This window comes from Geomonas agri, assembly GCF_020179605.1.
GTDB classification, from domain to species: domain Bacteria; phylum Desulfobacterota; class Desulfuromonadia; order Geobacterales; family Geobacteraceae; genus Geomonas; species Geomonas agri.
On the sequence record NZ_JAINZO010000001.1, the window covers coordinates 138835 to 154588 of the forward strand.

At 52.0% G+C, this 15754-nt stretch carries 16 protein-coding genes; 8 read left to right on the forward strand and 8 right to left on the reverse strand.

Annotated features, from left to right (window positions below; all coding sequences use genetic code 11):
* The first annotated feature begins 15 nt into the window (after nt 1-15).
* The 7 genes from K7R21_RS00705 (at nt 16) to K7R21_RS20800 (ending at nt 5654) form a co-directional block, all read left to right on the forward strand.
* Nucleotides 16-1047: a hypothetical protein gene (locus K7R21_RS00705; RefSeq protein WP_224981295.1), complete on the forward strand. Its 1032-nt coding sequence runs from the start codon at nt 16-18 to the stop codon at nt 1045-1047.
* Between the two features lie 75 nt (nt 1048-1122).
* Nucleotides 1123-1770, forward strand: a complete 648-nt coding sequence (locus K7R21_RS00710) for a uracil-DNA glycosylase family protein (RefSeq protein WP_224981296.1) — start codon at nt 1123-1125, stop codon at nt 1768-1770.
* Nucleotides 1771-1879: 109 nt separating this feature from the next.
* Nucleotides 1880-3148: a hypothetical protein gene (locus K7R21_RS00715; protein WP_224981297.1), complete on the forward strand. Its 1269-nt coding sequence runs from the start codon at nt 1880-1882 to the stop codon at nt 3146-3148.
* A gap of 113 nt (nt 3149-3261) precedes the next feature.
* Nucleotides 3262-3822 (forward strand): uracil-DNA glycosylase family protein, encoded by a 561-nt coding sequence (locus K7R21_RS00720; RefSeq protein WP_224981298.1) that lies wholly within the window; start codon nt 3262-3264, stop codon nt 3820-3822.
* Between the two features lie 8 nt (nt 3823-3830).
* Complete coding sequence (locus K7R21_RS00725; RefSeq protein WP_224981299.1) at nt 3831-4460, forward strand: DUF4136 domain-containing protein; 630 nt, start codon at nt 3831-3833, stop codon at nt 4458-4460.
* A 141-nt stretch (nt 4461-4601) separates the two neighbouring features.
* A complete protein-coding gene (locus K7R21_RS00730) occupies nt 4602-5027 on the forward strand; it encodes a hypothetical protein (protein ID WP_224981300.1) in 426 nt (141 codons plus the stop codon).
* A gap of 57 nt (nt 5028-5084) precedes the next feature.
* The gene (locus tag K7R21_RS20800) at nt 5085-5654 is read left to right on the forward strand and encodes a heavy metal-binding domain-containing protein (RefSeq protein WP_224981301.1); all 570 of its coding nucleotides are present in this window, start codon (nt 5085-5087) and stop codon (nt 5652-5654) included.
* Between the two features lie 991 nt (nt 5655-6645).
* Here K7R21_RS20800 and K7R21_RS00745 read toward each other — a convergent pair.
* The 5 genes from K7R21_RS00745 to K7R21_RS00765 all read right to left on the reverse strand — a co-directional run bounded on the left by K7R21_RS00745 (nt 6646) and on the right by K7R21_RS00765 (nt 12399).
* Nucleotides 6646-7077: an ATP-dependent DNA ligase gene (locus tag K7R21_RS00745; RefSeq protein ID WP_224981303.1), complete on the reverse strand. Its 432-nt coding sequence runs from the start codon at nt 7075-7077 to the stop codon at nt 6646-6648.
* Nucleotides 7078-7578: 501 nt separating this feature from the next.
* The gene (locus K7R21_RS00750) at nt 7579-7989 is read right to left on the reverse strand and encodes a hypothetical protein (protein WP_224981304.1); all 411 of its coding nucleotides are present in this window, start codon (nt 7987-7989) and stop codon (nt 7579-7581) included.
* A gap of 2407 nt (nt 7990-10396) precedes the next feature.
* Nucleotides 10397-10861: a hypothetical protein gene (locus K7R21_RS00755; RefSeq protein ID WP_224981305.1), complete on the reverse strand. Its 465-nt coding sequence runs from the start codon at nt 10859-10861 to the stop codon at nt 10397-10399.
* Nucleotide 10862: 1 nt separating this feature from the next.
* Nucleotides 10863-11270, reverse strand: coding sequence for a hypothetical protein (locus K7R21_RS00760; RefSeq protein ID WP_224981306.1), 408 nt, complete (start codon nt 11268-11270; stop codon nt 10863-10865).
* Nucleotides 11263-12399, reverse strand: coding sequence for an HD domain-containing protein (locus K7R21_RS00765; protein ID WP_224981307.1), 1137 nt, complete (start codon nt 12397-12399; stop codon nt 11263-11265). The genes K7R21_RS00760 and K7R21_RS00765 overlap by 8 nt, the downstream gene beginning before the upstream one ends.
* A 167-nt stretch (nt 12400-12566) precedes the next feature.
* Here K7R21_RS00765 and K7R21_RS00770 point away from each other — a divergent pair, with 167 nt between their 5' ends.
* On the forward strand, nt 12567-12839 hold the full coding sequence (locus K7R21_RS00770) for an integration host factor subunit alpha (protein WP_224981308.1): 273 nt from the start codon (nt 12567-12569) through the stop codon (nt 12837-12839).
* Nucleotides 12840-13097: 258 nt separating this feature from the next.
* Here K7R21_RS00770 and K7R21_RS00775 read toward each other — a convergent pair whose 3' ends face one another.
* The 3 genes from K7R21_RS00775 to K7R21_RS00785 are packed head-to-tail and all read right to left on the reverse strand — an operon-like array spanning nt 13098 to nt 14971.
* Nucleotides 13098-13499: a hypothetical protein gene (locus K7R21_RS00775; RefSeq protein ID WP_224981309.1), complete on the reverse strand. Its 402-nt coding sequence runs from the start codon at nt 13497-13499 to the stop codon at nt 13098-13100.
* 25 nt (nt 13500-13524) lie between these two features.
* Nucleotides 13525-13914: a hypothetical protein gene (locus K7R21_RS00780; protein WP_224981311.1), complete on the reverse strand. Its 390-nt coding sequence runs from the start codon at nt 13912-13914 to the stop codon at nt 13525-13527.
* 34 nt (nt 13915-13948) lie between these two features.
* Nucleotides 13949-14971 (reverse strand): hypothetical protein, encoded by a 1023-nt coding sequence (locus tag K7R21_RS00785; RefSeq protein WP_224981312.1) that lies wholly within the window; start codon nt 14969-14971, stop codon nt 13949-13951.
* Nucleotides 14972-15754 lie beyond the last annotated feature (783 nt).

Here is a 15754-nt window from a genome sequence, read left to right on the forward strand (position 1 = left end):
TAATGGACGATCACAATGAATGTTACTGATGCTGAATTACGAAATTACGTCGAAAAATTTATTAAGACTCTTGAGGAAACCGCCCAGCAGTATCTTCCAGAGGAGCTTCAGAAGAAGCTTCTACACTTATCCCTTCTCCCGTCCAAAATTACTGGCTACGTGTCCACTCAGTTTGGCGTGGCTATTGAGTACACTCCAAGCGCGAATACAGAAATTGTCATCGTAAGGGGAAGCGCACGAGTCGAAGATTTGTTCCTACAAGCACCCGCTCGTCTGAGGGGTACTGGTCCAATGTTTTCAATAGGTGGCGCTGATACAGGTATCTATAAACTTACCCTGTCTGGTGCCTTCCCCTTCAGGCTCACACGAACCCAAGCCAATGTCTCTATTGGCGATGTACAATTTGAAGCGGGACCGTGGAAACGAACCATCCACTTTGCAGAAGTCTTCGGCGACCGATCATCCGAGATGTGGAGCCTAGAAAAAGCTGTTTTGCGTGCCAAGGATGAGGTCTTGGCTGCCATGGTTGAAGTGAAACGAGCGGATGAGAAACACGTTTCCGTTTCAGAATATATCGACCAATTCAAGATGAAGACGGTACTTGTCCTTGGTGACTATGATGAAGCGGGTTTAGCTCGTCTACAGAATATTTCGCGATGTCTCGCAAAACTAGGTTATGAGCCATTGTTTATAAAAGACATCCCTGATCATCCTCACCAGGATTTGCCACAAAAGGTCGTAGCGATCGGTGCTATATCTCGTTTTGTAGTTGTCGACGATTCATCAAAATCTGGACATTTACTTGAAGTCCAACTGTGCAAACAGAACAACTGGGTTACTATTTTACTTCGCGCTGGTGGCCAGGGTGGCTCTTGGATGAGCGCAGGCGCGGCTCATCTGAGTAATGTAATCCTTGAAAAACCTTACGATCCAGACTTTCCAGATGTTGCCATAACAGAGGTATCTGAATGGTCCGAAAGTAAGCTGAAAGAGCTTCAAGTGAAATTTGACTCCACCTATCCATGGCGTGCCAACACCAACAGCTAACCATCGGCGGCAGACGGTCGTCGCGATAAGGCAGCGCCGCCGCTGCGCCTCACTACCGTTGTACAAAAGGGAAAAATGATGTGGACGAGTTTCATTGAAATCCGCAGAAAGTGTACACTGTGCAGTTGTGACGGACTCTTGAATGAGGGAGCTTTCGTAGTATTTCAGAAAAATGCTCCGCGATCATTCGACATCCTGTTCATCCTTGAAGCACCAAATCGCGATGACACCTACAACCCAAAGAAAGGCTACCTGACGGTTGACCCCAATACAGATCCGTCAGGTAAATTTTTCTGTGATCTATTCACAAACGAACTCAAATTTCCTTTGAACGACCTGTTTGTAACGAATAGCGTCCTTTGTCTGCCAGCGGAGAAATCAGGAAAATTTCCGGTCTCAGCGCTACAAAGAAAAAATTGCCTACTAAATCTACGACTATTAATCGACACATTTAACCCCATGATTGTTTGCCCTATGGGGACTAAGGCATTGAAAGCTACAGACGGAATATGCAACCACGGCCTCAGAACTATGGCGACGGCGGTGGCGAATCCGTTGAATTGGTACGACAGGGTTTTATTCCCTCTGTTTCACACAAGTGCTCAAGCAAGAAATCCTAGAAATGGTCGCATTGAGCCGCAGCAACGTGCAGATTGGCGTAAGCTGCGAGCCGTTTGGGATCAGACACAATGCACAACCAGCGGCGACAGCGGTCTCCGCTGACGTTCCGCTGCTGGCGCCTCGAAACGTTGGACGCAAGAAAAGGAAGATATCATTCTATGCTGCCGCCTTAGTTATAGGGGAGGAATAATCTGCACAAGGTGAGGTGGCTATGACATTAAAAGATGAAGAAGTGTACCGCAGAAAAAAGGAACTACTTGCCAGAGCGTTGCACAAAGCCGATGAAGCCGATCTTCTTGACCGGTCTGCAACGAAAGCCAAGACAGCATCATGGGAGAGTAGTATGAGGGATGGAATGGGCCTTGCGACAAATCAATCTGCATGGGAACCGATAGTCGAAGTTGGAGCCGAAGGCGGCTCCATTACACTTTATGGGCACCCGGACGTAAAAGGGCAATGGTGGTTTTGCCTCGATTGGGATGAACGCACCCTCGCAATGTTTCTTGATGAGATTAACCACGACCTTCTCTCAGACCGTTCAGGAGTTGTCACCGGGTGGGAAGAAGGGCTGAAACTTCTGTACCAATATCCGTGGTGCCATCTTCATCCTTGTTTCGTTCACCATGAATTTCGGAAACTAGTACTTGCTGAAATTGTAGCCAGGCAATCTGAGTTGGATGACTACGAGGTGCAGGCGTGGCAGAGAATATGTTCAGATAGTTCAAATAATACAACTTCAAATAATACAAAAGACGATCAAGTATTCCGTCTTGTGGAAGAGAAGCCACGTCGCAAGATGGCGACTTTGGTTAAGGAATACCTCAAGAAAAAGCGACCGCTGACGGTGGTGAAACTCACTGACGTGTACACACTCGCCCACAACAAAAAGGAACAGGATAGTATCAGGGCAGCGCTGCATAGGGTCAGCGTCGGCACGGCCGTTTTTAAAAACTCTACTCCCTCGACGTCCTATGCAGTCCGTCTTTGCCTTCTCAATAATGAGGAAGTGTTCCTATCCCTACCCGGTGTTCCCACGAGAGAGCTGCGTACTGAAAAAGCGGAAAAACAATACACAAAGGAAATATTCAAAAGATTTGCCGAAAAATACGGGGCCGAAACTATCAAGTATTGGGTTCAATCTGCCCAGCATCGTTCGGTGGTGCAAGCGGCGTGTGGGATGAGGCATGCCAAGAAACGGGATGGCCGGAACTGTATTCTATGCGAGGTGGAAGGAATCGCGGACGGTAGGGACGTTTTCGCTTGCCATGTTGTTTCGAGAAAAGTCCTATTTTGGGAGGCCATAGAGGAGGTAGAGAACATCAAAAAGACTATTTTCACCGATGAGGCCGTTTTGCTGCTCCGAAAGAAGTTGAAGAACAGTCCACGCCATTCCGACTCAGAATATATTGTGACGCTGTGCCGCGAGCACGATAATTTATTGGCCAATACAATCTCAGAGTCAATAGGGAAAAGTCAGTAACAAAAAGGAACCTGAATTTGCAGGAAAGATGTCCCAACGAGAGCAGTGGACCCGATCGCGTTAAACCCGCGCCGGGTCACCGGCCGGCCCGTTGAAGGATAAAAGAGGGAATTATGGACTCGCACTATTGGGAAGGACCAGAAAACAATAAGATTGGATTCGTATTAAGCACTCCCGGCCAAGATGAAGAAAATGCAAAACGCCCAGCTGCAGGCGCGACAGGTGAGAATATGAATTCTATTTTGACCCATTTGCACAATTGGAATGCTGCCCTTTTCCCGAGTACTGATCGGTACCAATATCGTATTACAAATGCATCTACAAAAATTATGTATGCTGGAAAAGGAGATGGTAAAACCCAAGATGAAGACAGTAACATTATCACAAAAACTAATATTGATCGCATAAACGAGCAGATGTCCATCTGTGAGGTCATAATCCTCTGCGGAGCCAAGGCACAATTAATAGAGAACCACATAATAGGCAGAATTGTTGTCAAGGCACCTCATTTGGGAGCAAAGGGATTACACAATGAATACAACAATAGACACCCAGACCTTATAGTTATTAACGACGGGAAACTGCGTGAAATTACTAGACATAAACTATGCGCCGAAAGAATCATAAGTCAGATTGAAGAGCAACTGACGATTAATAACAAAAATAAGTACTAGGGGGAAGAATGAAAACCTTGAATTTGTCCGTTTGCGGACTGTTGCTACTCGTGCTTATGTCAGGGTGTGCGACAATTGATGCAACAACTACTCGCTTCTATTCACCTGACTACAAAAATAACGGAACAATTGCTGTTCTCGCTTCTGCTGCAGAGGTAAATAATTCTTTAGAATTCTCCTTTTATAAAGCAAAGGTAGAAAAAGCGTTTGCATCTAATGGCTATACGATCGTTAGCAGTTCTTCTGAAGCTAAATATGTTGCTTTAGTAGCGTATGGAATTGACGAAGGTCAAAGTGGGGTTGTTTCTACTCCTATATTTGGTCAGACCGGTGGTGTAACTACTACTTTTTCTTCTTTTGGTGCCAGCTACTACACCATGCCAACCTATGGAATTGTCGGATCATCCACCCAATCAGTAAGCAGATATAGTCGAGCAATAGCAATAGATATCGTTGAGACAGCTACCATAAAAGAAGGAAAGCCCAAAAAAGTTTTTGAAATACGGACTAAAAGTGTTGGTTCCTGTAGTTCTATTGCCGGAGTATTCGACGATATGTTGAAAGCTATGTTTATAGATTTCCCCGGTGAAAACGGAAAAGCAATATCTGTTACATTACAATACACCGGTGACTGCTAACCCCTATCAAGGGAATGTTCCTAAAGTGTGCTCTCCAAATCCCAAAAGGGCAGCGTTCAACCAAGCGCGGCAGACGGTCGGCTGACGCCGCCGCTGCGCTCTCAGCCGTTATGTGTTAGAAATCAGCCCAAAGGACGACCTATGGAAGATTCGACAGTAAATTCAATAATTGCCCTCTTAGGCGTGCCTATTGGTGTTCTGACATATTATTTCAACAAGTTATGGATGGAACCGTACTTTGAGTACGAAAAACTACGAGCAAGAATAAACTCAGATTTGCTGTACTACGCCGACGCGGTTGAAATAGACATGAAGAATACAGAGTGCCTACTTTACAAAAAGTATGGTGAGCGTATGAGCGCCTTTCACAGACACGCAGCTGATCTCTTGGCCCTCTACCCTCTGCTGCCCGCATGGCATCGCATCAACTATTTTGAGACTCGGGAGTACCCCGACAAAGCCGTCGGGCAGCTTCTTCGCTACGCCAAACACCCCGACCCATTTGAGGCAAGAGAAGCCGAAAAAGAAATAAAAGGACTCTTGAGATTACCCACGATACTGTCTTAAACTTTCTGCATCCTATTCTTCCGGTGTCATTGTATTCTTTTCTATTGGAGGCATGTTGTGTCTGAAACCAGTCAATCTCTTTACAAAAAAGCTTACGACGCCCACTACAAAGAATGTGACTACGGAAAAGCACTACCAAGTTACAATGCCGTCATAGAAGAATTTCCTGACAGTGCAGAAGCAACATACGCTCGAACTCAGCTTGAAAATCTTGAAAACTCAAAAGACAAATTAAATAAGCAACGCATTAAAAGTGCCGAGGCCCCTCCTGAATCTTTCTATGAGCCCGCTGTTATTCTTACGACTGCTCCGTGGCTAGAAGGATACCGCGTAAAAGAAACAGTAGAAGTTATTACATCTGAGTGCGTACTTGGAATTGATTTTATTTCTGATTTCATCGCAAAAATCACTGACGTAGTAGGTGGTCGTAGTGGCATTACCCAAAATGCACTTAGAAATGCGCGTAAGGCTTGCCTATCTGAACTAAGACAAGAGGCAGGCAAGCTCGGAGCTAACGCTGTCATTGCCGTGACACTGAATTACAACGAATTCAGCGGCCAGGGGAAGTCAATGCTATTTCTTGTGGCGTCTGGAACAGCAGTAAAAGTAGAGAAGATGGCAGATTAGAGCCGCACATAACTTGCGCCTGGACCAGTCTCCACTTCGTTTCGCTTGGTCAGACTTGTGGCGTTGGCCGGAAAAAGACTAGAAAAAACCAGGAAATCATGGGCGCTTTTCAACTCGGCATGAAGATCTATGGTGTCATCGTAATGTACACCGCTTTTACACTGATGGCTGGAAGTTGGATAGGTTCGGTCGTTGCGGCGATGATCATTAGGAAACGATTTCCGGACCTATGGACCAAGCTAGGAAGTCCCACAAACTGGATTTACGGTAACATTACAGCGGTAACATGGTCCTTTGGCGCTGGAAGTAACATCGATAGTCACTTTTTCACGTTTCTGGACAAGAAAATATTTCAAGAAACAGAAAACAAGCCATTCATCCGATATTGCAAACTGCTTCGAATCGGCTGGTATGCGGGGCTGGCGCTATTTCTATTGATGTTTCTAACTGTCGCACCGTATCTGGTGTACATAAATACCTGAAAATAGGGAAAAACGTCCAACCAGCCGATTGGACGCCGACCGGGGCTGAGAGCCGCCCCGGCGCGGGTCAACCGGGCACCCCGTTATATCGCTAATCCCACCTCAAAGCATACTTAGTGTCCTTTAGCAGTTGTAGGTGCTACGCCTGTCGGGTCATCTCTGCCCCTCCAAGATTTTAGGCTCCTCTTATATCTCAAACCAAGATTGTGAGCTCGTGCGTGGGGAGAAGTGGAACCTTCACCGATTCATCACCACCAGGGCGACGGCCCGGAGCTCTACGCCGCGGCGTGCAACCAGGGGCCGAGGGGATCGTGAGCAAGCGGATTGACTCACCGTACCGCGCAGGCCGCCGGACGAAGACTTGGCTCAAGACCAAGGATCCGGAGTACGACCAAGCACTCGCGTGGAAGTGGTGGTTGAAGGTGGGGTGAAGTTCTGATAGATCCTGTCTGGGTAAAACCCATAAGTCGATCAAAGAGGGTACAGCAGGAAATCAAGCACTTACCCGATCATGCAAAGGCTGATTTCGCTGCATAGAAGAGGCAGAGCGGGCTTTCCTCTCCAATAGCTGGACCGCCCGCAGATCCCGGTCCATGTGCATGATGTCGAAGGCATGTTACACCAGGTGTCACCTGGTCGAGCTTGGCAATCGCGGTCTGCAGCGCACCGAAGGACGATCGGCCCTCCTCAGCCATCACCACGATTTCGCCATCGAGCCAAAGCTGGCCAGCCGGCAGGCGCCGGATCTCCGCGGCGATTGCCGAGAAGCTCCACCGGTGGCCGTTGCGGGTGTAGAAGTCCACCCGGCAGCCATCTTTCCGGCAGCAGAGGAGCCGGAAACCGTCCAGCTTGATCTCGTGCAGCCAATCAGGACCTTCAGGAGGGCCAGAAGGGGGGGGAGGAGAGTTGCGTTGACATGGTTGGGAAACAATGTGGGCCATCGTACCCGAAACGGGCGGAAAAGGGCAAGGAGGGGCTTTTTGGGTATATGGCGGACCCTCTCGCGCGGTGGCAAGAACTCCAGTTCTGCCGAAATATGCACCCAGTGGGCGGCTAACGAGCCGTAGACCCGACGAAGCAGACGGCCAATTCCTGCCACGAACTCGCTAAAGGGCGTAAGGGAGAAAGGGGCTAGGCGGGAAAGTCCCGTTAAAAGCGAAATTTGGAGGTTTCAGGTTTTAAGGAGGGCCGAAAGAGGGTGAGACGGGAAAGGAAAGCCCCGGGGAGGCCGGGGCGGTTCGTGTGGCGTCCTGGAGGTCAGTTCGCGCTGGGAAGAAAATCTGAGATGTCGAGTATTTCTTCTAGTTCCTCGTTGGAATACGGAGGGAAAATTTGTTCGTCCGGTTTGTCCATGGTCCTTCTCCTTTTCTCTTTAGCTCCGGGTCCGCCCGGTGCGCGTGCTCTGCTTTTATTGTCCGGTGCAGCAACCCCTAGGCTGCGAGCTAGACGGTTCCAGCGAAGTTCTTTCCGGCAACCAGAGCGCTGCGGCCGCCGTAGACAGTCTGGTGAGCCACCAGGGCCTCGGCGTGCAACTCGATGTAAGCCACTGCCATGTTTTTGCCGAATTTTTTGTAGTATTTGGTCGGCAGCGCAATGATGTGTTTTACGAGTTTCGCCCGAGACCGCAGTTTTTTCGCTCCCCACATCATAATCTTGGCGCAATCTTCTGCCATCTGGTACACGTCAAGCCTTTCCGCCTGGGTGAGCGGCCGCCTGTGGCGATATTCTCTTTCTAAGGTGCGCCTGGTCCGCAGGTAGTCGTACAGCGCGTACTTGTCCTCGGCAATATTGCTGTCGCCGTAGATCTCCAGTGCTGCCTTCTTCGCTTTCTGGAAAGATTCGTCTTGTGCCATCTCCTCACCCTCCCTGCCCGATCGGGCCTTAAGTGGTTGTTGCTTTGTGTAATTATTTGTACGGGTCAGCAACACCAAACGTTCACTTTGTGCCTTTTTTCCCTAAAAAAAAGTTGGCCACCCACGCATTTACGTTGCACAACTGCACATAAATCCCTGTTTTTGTTGCCAAGCTGCACATAATCGAAATTCGCTTAAATTCAAGTGATTCCAAACGCTAAGGCGCTGAAATAGCCACGAAACGGTCCTTTTGGCGAGGAATAGCCCGTAAAAGCCACGCGAAAAGTTGAATAATTACGAGTGATTGCGACAATGGGCCACGCAGGGGCGGGAAACGGCAGAAAAATGGGCATCAGGATCGCCCAGGGCGCGGGGATCGCCGGGATCGAGGAGGGGATCTGGATCGGGCAGGCAGGGAGGATTCGGAGGAAGGAGGCGGGCCGGGCGCACGGAAAGAGGAAAACGGGGGATTTTGAAAAACGCGGGACGCCGGTAGGGTGACGTACGGGGTCCCGCCAGGGAACCCGGGAGGCACCCCGGGTCGGAGGTTTTGCGGAGGTTTTTGGGGAAAGCGAGCGGGAGGGCGAGCCTCCGAGCTGGAGGGCGGCCGCAGCCGGCCGGAGGCGAGGGTAAGGAGGTGGTGTCTTCGGGAAAGAGTGGGACGGAGCGCCGGGAGCGCGACGGGGAGGAGGTGGCGCAGTTGGGCGGGAAGGCGAGGCCTTCGGCAAGGAGGCGCGGGTGGCGCGCCGGGGTGGACCGTCGGGAGGAGGTGCTAGCGGTGAGGCGCTGGCGGGCGGAGCTGGGGAAGTTGGGGCCGTTGGGGAGCGGTTGTGGGAGGTTCGGCGATCGGGCGCCTGGTGGCCAGGTGGCGGTGACCAGGTGGAAGGGAGTGGGCAGGTGGTGAGGCGCGTGGATCGCGCCGCTGGGAAACGGTGGGGATGCTGCGAGAGCGGAGGCCGCAGCCGGAGCTGGGATCGCGGGAGCAGGTGGTGAGCTCGGCGACGGCGGCCGGAGCCGCCGGCTTGGGGCCGGTGCCGCTGCCCGTTCGGGACGCCGGTGCCGTTGCGGGTAAATGGTGGCATTCGGCGGGAAGTGCGTGCAGAGGCTGAGTGCCGTGGGGGCGCGAGGGGCCCAGGGCGGCGGGTGGCGGTGCCTTGCGAGAAAGCCGGAGGTAGAGCCAGGGCCGGTTCCTTGCGAAAGCAGGCGGCGCGGCGGCGGGTATCTATTTCTTCCACAACTTCTACTCTCCTGCCGTCTTGCTGGGGCTGGTGGCTGGCGAGAACGGCGGGGGTAAGGCCAGCGGTGGTGCCTTGCGAAAGCAGGGCCGGTGGAGCAAACGCCAGATTTGGCGTTAGGCGGTGATGCGGTGCCTGCGTGCAGATCCGCGGCGTGCTCCGTGTCGATGCTTGTGCGTTCCAAAGGACTGGAGGACGTGCGCGGGTCGGTGCCTGACGAAAGGGCCGGAGGTCAAGCCAGTGTCGGTTCCTTGCGAAAGCAGGGGGTGGTGCCGGGGGTATCTCTCGTTTCCACATCTTCCGTCTGTTCGCCTCTATCTGCGTGCCTTCGGCCTGCGTTGGTGATCATGCTCCGTGTCGGATCTGTGCCTTGCGAAAAGAGTTGTGGACGTCGCGTCTGCTCGTGCCGTTGATGTTCTGCCTGTGCCGTTGTCCCGCTCCACTTTGGCGTCTAGCAAGCCGCCGTCGTTTCGCTCTACCCTGCCTTCGACTATCTCCCCCTGGTCGTTCGTTCCCCTTCGTCTCTCCATTCGTCCTCTCCTGTCGTGCTGTAGGTGGTGCGGTGGCGGGTTGATGGTGGTGATCTGCTCGGTGTGAGAGTTGTGCGTTCCAGTAGGCTTGTGGACCTGCGCGTCCGGTGCCGTTGGGGTGGGGTGGTGGTGCCTGCGATAGGCAGCGTAGAGCCGGTGAAATGCTCGGTGGGGAGAGTTGTGCCTACGAAAAGGGTGGGGGACCTGCGCGGGTGCAAACAGGCATATTTGGACAGTTGTTTATTAAAGCCGTGGATACCTTTTAGAAAGAGGCATGCAAAAGTGGCGAATGGTATCATTGGTGTACTGATTTATATCTTGTCCAGAAAGGCATGTTTGTACGGCTATTTATTAAAGGTGTGGATACCTTTCAAAATGTACTAAAAGGATTTTTGCTCAGCAGATCGGTGAGTAAAATGGATATATTTGCACAAGTAACATAAGGCCCCCGGAAGAGAAGCTGCTTAAAGCAGCACAGGAGGCCTGAAATGGGTTGGGAATCGCGATTTCTCTTCTAGGGGCTGTTGAGGTTTATCAGATCCCCTAGGAAGATCTTTCCTTAGCCGTAACTATTGGAAAAATAACAGGTGCTACATTGGTGTGTACAAGTGTGAAACTCGTACACATTGGTCGCACATTGGTTCACATGTGATTCACATTGGGCTCTTTCTGCATCCTTTTTTCGACCATGATCCGCAGCAGCTCGAGGCGATACTTGATGTATGCGGTCGGCTGGACCCGAAAACGCTTCTGCAGGTGACCCAGAACTTTACCGATGGTGACCTCTTCACCCTCCCCGGTTTCGAGATATGCGGCTATAAACATGCTAATTGCCCTGCGCTCCCACCTTTTGTACTTGGCAGCGTCGTCGCAATGCTCAACAAGTTGCCCACGCTCCCACTTTCCCAAGCGCTTCAGCTGGATTCTTAGCAGAATCGGGTCGGTCATGAGGGACTTCATCGCCCTCAGCACTTTGATGTGCTCGTCGGTGATTTCGGCAACGTTGCGCGGCACGACGTAGAGCCGCTGAAACACAGCCAGCGCGTTCTGGTGCAAACCACAACGCTTTGCTATCACCTGGTGCGGTGTCAGTTCTCTCTTTTCCATCTTAATGCCCCTCCCTTTTCTCTTTTTCGATCCCCCGCTGCGCCCTACCCCGGGCCGCCCGGCGGATCCCTCCCAGCTCTGCGACTTCAGCTGCCCCCAGGATAAGCGAGTCTTTCAACCAGGTTGTCAGCTCGCGGATCGACATGCCGTACTCATTGCCGCCCAGGGCCGCGTTGTAGTAATTTTCGTACTCCCAGGCCGCCGTTGCTCTCCAGCCGCTTTGCCGCGGTGCCAGCAGCTCGGCCCGATCTTCTTTAGCCACCATGGCGACGCCGGCCTCGATGTACTTCCGGTTGCCCCAGCAGCGGTTCAGGATCGCCACGATCCGCGGATCCTCGACCTGGAGTTCCTGCAACCGTTCCATGGCACCTTTCGGCAGCCTGTTTTCGTTCGTGATATGTCTACCCATTTTTCTTTCTTCCTTTTTTCCAAAGCCCGGTGTTGGGGTAAATTTTGGTGATGTTGCGCAGCAGGGGGCTTCCCTTTTTCCGTTTCTCAAGGGCTACGATGTCGCCGCCCAAAGACCTGGTACGAATGGGGATGTAGAACATTCCCACGCTCGTCTTGCTCGTGTTGTACTGCGTGATGACCCTAAACTTCCTGTGTGTGTATTTCTCGTTTGGCGGCAGCTCGTGCTCGGCCAGCGCGCCAAATTCGCGGAGTTGATGGCCGATGAAGTGCGCGACATTGTTTCTGCGATTCATATCTCGCGCGATTGCCTCAACGAGCTCGCCGTGACCAACCTCATGGCCCCATTCGCGGACGATCTTGAATGCGCGGTAAGTGGTGACGTAGCACACGCCGGACGGCATACTCACCGCTTCGGGCCCTTTGCCGGTGTAAGCGTCCATGCTGTTGATTTCAGGCAGGAGGCGCACAAGAAATTCGACAGGTTCGAAAAACGGCAGTTTCTCAGCGTAGGGATCAGGCGCTTGGATCGGCGGCAGATCGCACTCCCGTTTCACGGACTCCGGACCTTCGCCCCGCTCGATCATTCTGCGACCCTTCAGCTCTTTTGCGGGCATCTGGTTCAGCTCGTTCTGCCGCGCTGCTTTATCCGCGCGGATGAGGAAGCCGAGGACCGTTTTCTCTTGTTCGTGGCCCGGCTCGTGGTGTAAGTCGATCGCCTTCACCACCATATCCAGTTCCTCCTGATCTTGCAGATAATCGCGGAGCCATTCCTGACAGCGGCGGGCAGACACGATGGCGTGAACTCCCTCGTAATATTCGTCCTTTTTGCGGTTGATATACCCCCTCATCTTACAAATGTCGTGCCCCAGGGCGGCGAGGACGAGCAGCTGATAAGTCGAGAATTCTGGGTGTTTGTCGAGCTTCATGGCCATTCTGGCAACGCCGATGGTGTGGTCGATAAGGTTGACTTTAACGTACGGAGATTCGGACCAGAAGAATGTCACAACGGTCGAGATGTCCCCACCCTTGTCCAGCTTCCTAAGCAGGACTTCCGCAGCAGCCTTTCTGTCCTCCCTAAACCACTGGATCTCCCGCCAAAACTTTTCGATTTCCTCGTGCTTGAACATTTCTCACCTCTCACTATCAATTGTGCGAGCCAGCAACGCTTTTTGAGCGGATATGACATCAAAAAAACACTCCCCACGAAGAAAAGATCTGATCAACCCTTCTCTTCTTGCCTTCCTGTTCGGAACAACGCTATATTGCTGAGTATTTTTCAGACAGGAGGGGATTCATGACGAAGGCGGATATAGCGGAAAGAATGCAGAGGGAGCACGGGATCACCAAGCTCCAAGCCGTGGAGTTGGTGGAGAGCGTGCTGGATTTGGTGAAGGACGCCTTGGTGCAGGGCGAGGAAGTGAAAATCGCCGGATTTGGAAAGTTCACCGTGAAGGCGAAGGCGGACAGGAAGGGGAGAAATCCGCAGACGGGGGAGGACATCACTATTGAGGCGAGGCGGATCGTTACCTGGCGGCCGTCTACGATATTGAAGGGGCGGCTTAACTGATCGCTGTGGTCGAGAGCGATAAGCGAAAGAAGCCCGGCTTCCCGCACGATGCTAAGACCAACCTCATCCTTTGCCCTCACTGCGGTAAGAAGACGGACAATCTCTCCTCTCTCTCGAGCTACAAGACGGGTTCCAAGAAGAAAAAAGGCTCAGTTGTGGCGGTTTCTGGTGGTGGTACGAATGGGATCCGGAACAAGCGTTGACGGAAAGCCGCCTCAACCAGTGCGGCTAAGGCGGCCCATTTGCTCTCGGAGAGCGTCAATCCCCGCCTTGGGTTCCCTTCACGAGGGTAAGCCTAGCTTTAGCGATCTGTGCCTTCTCTTCAACGGCTCTGCTTTCCGCCATCTCGCTCCCGGCTCGCAGTGTGATGTAGTCGATGATCTCTTGGCGAGAATTCCAGATCCACGCTTCGAACATTTCCAGTCGTCCGCAACTGCAGCCGAACACCACCTTTTTGCCTTCCAATGCTCCCACTTCGAGTTGAGCTTCGTCCGGATGCTCAAAGACTTTTGCGTGACCTTTTGTCACTTGGGCAATGCCAAGGACGCCATGCGGCCATAGCGAAAGGTCGCTTGATGCATAGTTGAGGGTATGGCAGAACGGGCAAACCGCGTACAACTGCTCTTGTGCGTCAATTGCTAGTTTCCACTCGTAGCTCATTTTCTACCCCCTTCGTGTCGAACTTCTAGTCCCTTCGGCGAAATTTTACCGAAGTTAGCAGCTCGCATTCGCACAGAACACGGTGCTCGTATTCGTCAAGAAATGACATGGAAAAGAGCGGGATAGGAGGGAGTCTGCCGGCACAGTTTAAGAGAGTGACTGCGAGTGCAACTTTGATTTTGCACTCCGAGATGTAGCACTTCATGGGCTGGGCAATGATGTTACTGCCCACCTCCTCATGGAGCCTTAGCTTCAGTCCGAGGACCATCAGTTGCTGGAACTCATCTGGATTTTTTTTCGCCAGGTACAGTAGTGCTCCTGCCTCTTCCGGCTCTAGCTTGTCTAAAGTTATTATATAGTTGTTCATTGCCCACCCGACGATGTCGTACGGGGTCGGTGTTTTACGCGCGAGCATAGTGCACCTCGTGTGTTGGGGGTGTGAGTGGAGATCAGGCCGCATATTTGCAGCGTAAGATAGCAGGCCCAGGACGGCATCGTAATTCTTCGCATGGCCATATTCGTCGCCAGTTCTGGTTAGTGTGATAGGTTGCAGATAGATACGGCGGAACTGCGCGCGCAGCCAAGCGGCGGGGCCAAACGTCAGCCTGTACGACATCGCTGAATGGAATCTTCGTCGTAAAACGTGCTTCTGTAACTTCACCGGCTCTCATCAGGTGCTCAGAGATGTCGACGACTTTGGCCATTCGTGCCTGGGCCTCCATTTGGGGGGACTGGGCATCAAGATATAGCTCAATAGTCTCTTCACATACCACTTCTGCTTCGGCGATAGACTCCATAATTGCTATAGGAAGCGACACGGCCTTTGCAGTTTTCCTCGGTTTCCTTTTCACGTTGTTGACAACATAAAGAAGTTCCGGATCGAGCTCCTCCAAATCTTGGCGGAGGCGGCGATTTATGGTTTGGACACTGCACCCATGGCGCTCAGCCACCTCTGCGAAGGTGTCGCCGTTTAGAATTTGTAGGGCCATCGCTTTTACTTCAGGGGCAATGCGGGGATTTGCGAGGTACGCGGAAGTTCGTTCGTTGAGGCCGCTAGGGTTAAGAGGATTGAGCTCGGCTACAGCCTGATCCCACCCTTCTTCTTTTAAGGCTTCGTAGGATATGTGAGTTACCCGTGGGCGGTAAAGGTCCTCAACCTTCTCGATCTCTTCTCTAGTCGGGTTGTAGCCTAGCTCCCGCAAGGCCGAGGTATAGGAACCAGTCTCGGCAATGCAAAAGCGGCCTAGCGTAGTCTCCTCTGTAGCGAGGGCCTGTTTGAAAAGGAAGGTGATGGCGTAGTTATAAGCCTGAGCGATGTGCTTGTACGGGAAATTGCGGGTAAGAAACAAAACCTTCACCTCGGAAAAGACATCTTCGGAGGCTACTTTATCCGACATTCGCAACCTGATTTTTCTCTCTACCTTGAGCTCGATCTCTCCCCAAATTCTCAACGTCTCAGCAGAAATTGCCATGCGGTAACCCCTTCGCCCTCGGGCCCTCTCGGTGGTGCATTATTGATCAGTATGTTGCATATTATACCATATGATTGTATATACAATCAAGTTTGTGGTTCTGCTCCTGCGGCAGTAACCATGAGTTTACAGTTTAGATCAACGCCTCAGCCCTGCTCGGTGGGGGGGCTCAGATCTCAACCGGCATGCTCTAAACAAGAACGCCAAGCACCCCGGCCCTCGGGGGGGGAGAAACCTTGGCAGCTAAAAACATTAATAAAAAAGACCAACAGCAAAGGCCACCGCGGATCTCTCCTCGGTGGCTTGCTCATTTGTGGTGTCGTGCTGATTTTCGTAAACAGGCAACCCGAGGAAGGAGTGTAGAAATTTTAGGAGTGTGCCTAAACTAAATGTCTTGGCTTAAACCACCGAGGTGGACGTATCCCTCTTACCCACTTTAATATCATCTCCCCGGCCGCCCGGTCGGGGGATCCCCCCCCATTTTCAGTCTCGTCGTTGCCGGCCTGTCCAATACCAAATGTGCCCCCTATCAACACATCTTTCAAGCAATCCAGATAAATTGAACAAAAGTGGCTGAGAGGGCCACTTTTTTCGTTGCTGTCCCGCCCAATAGCTCTTGAAGAGTCCTTCTTCACCCGAATCCTATTTGCTCCCTGGACCGGCCAGTCCAGGGAGTACCTCGAATGGGCATCGGGGCATTGGGATCCGGGGATCTTAACCCCCTTGAAAAAAATCTGACAAGGCTGCACACGCTACCCGCGAGTTTTCCTCGTGATTTCGGGC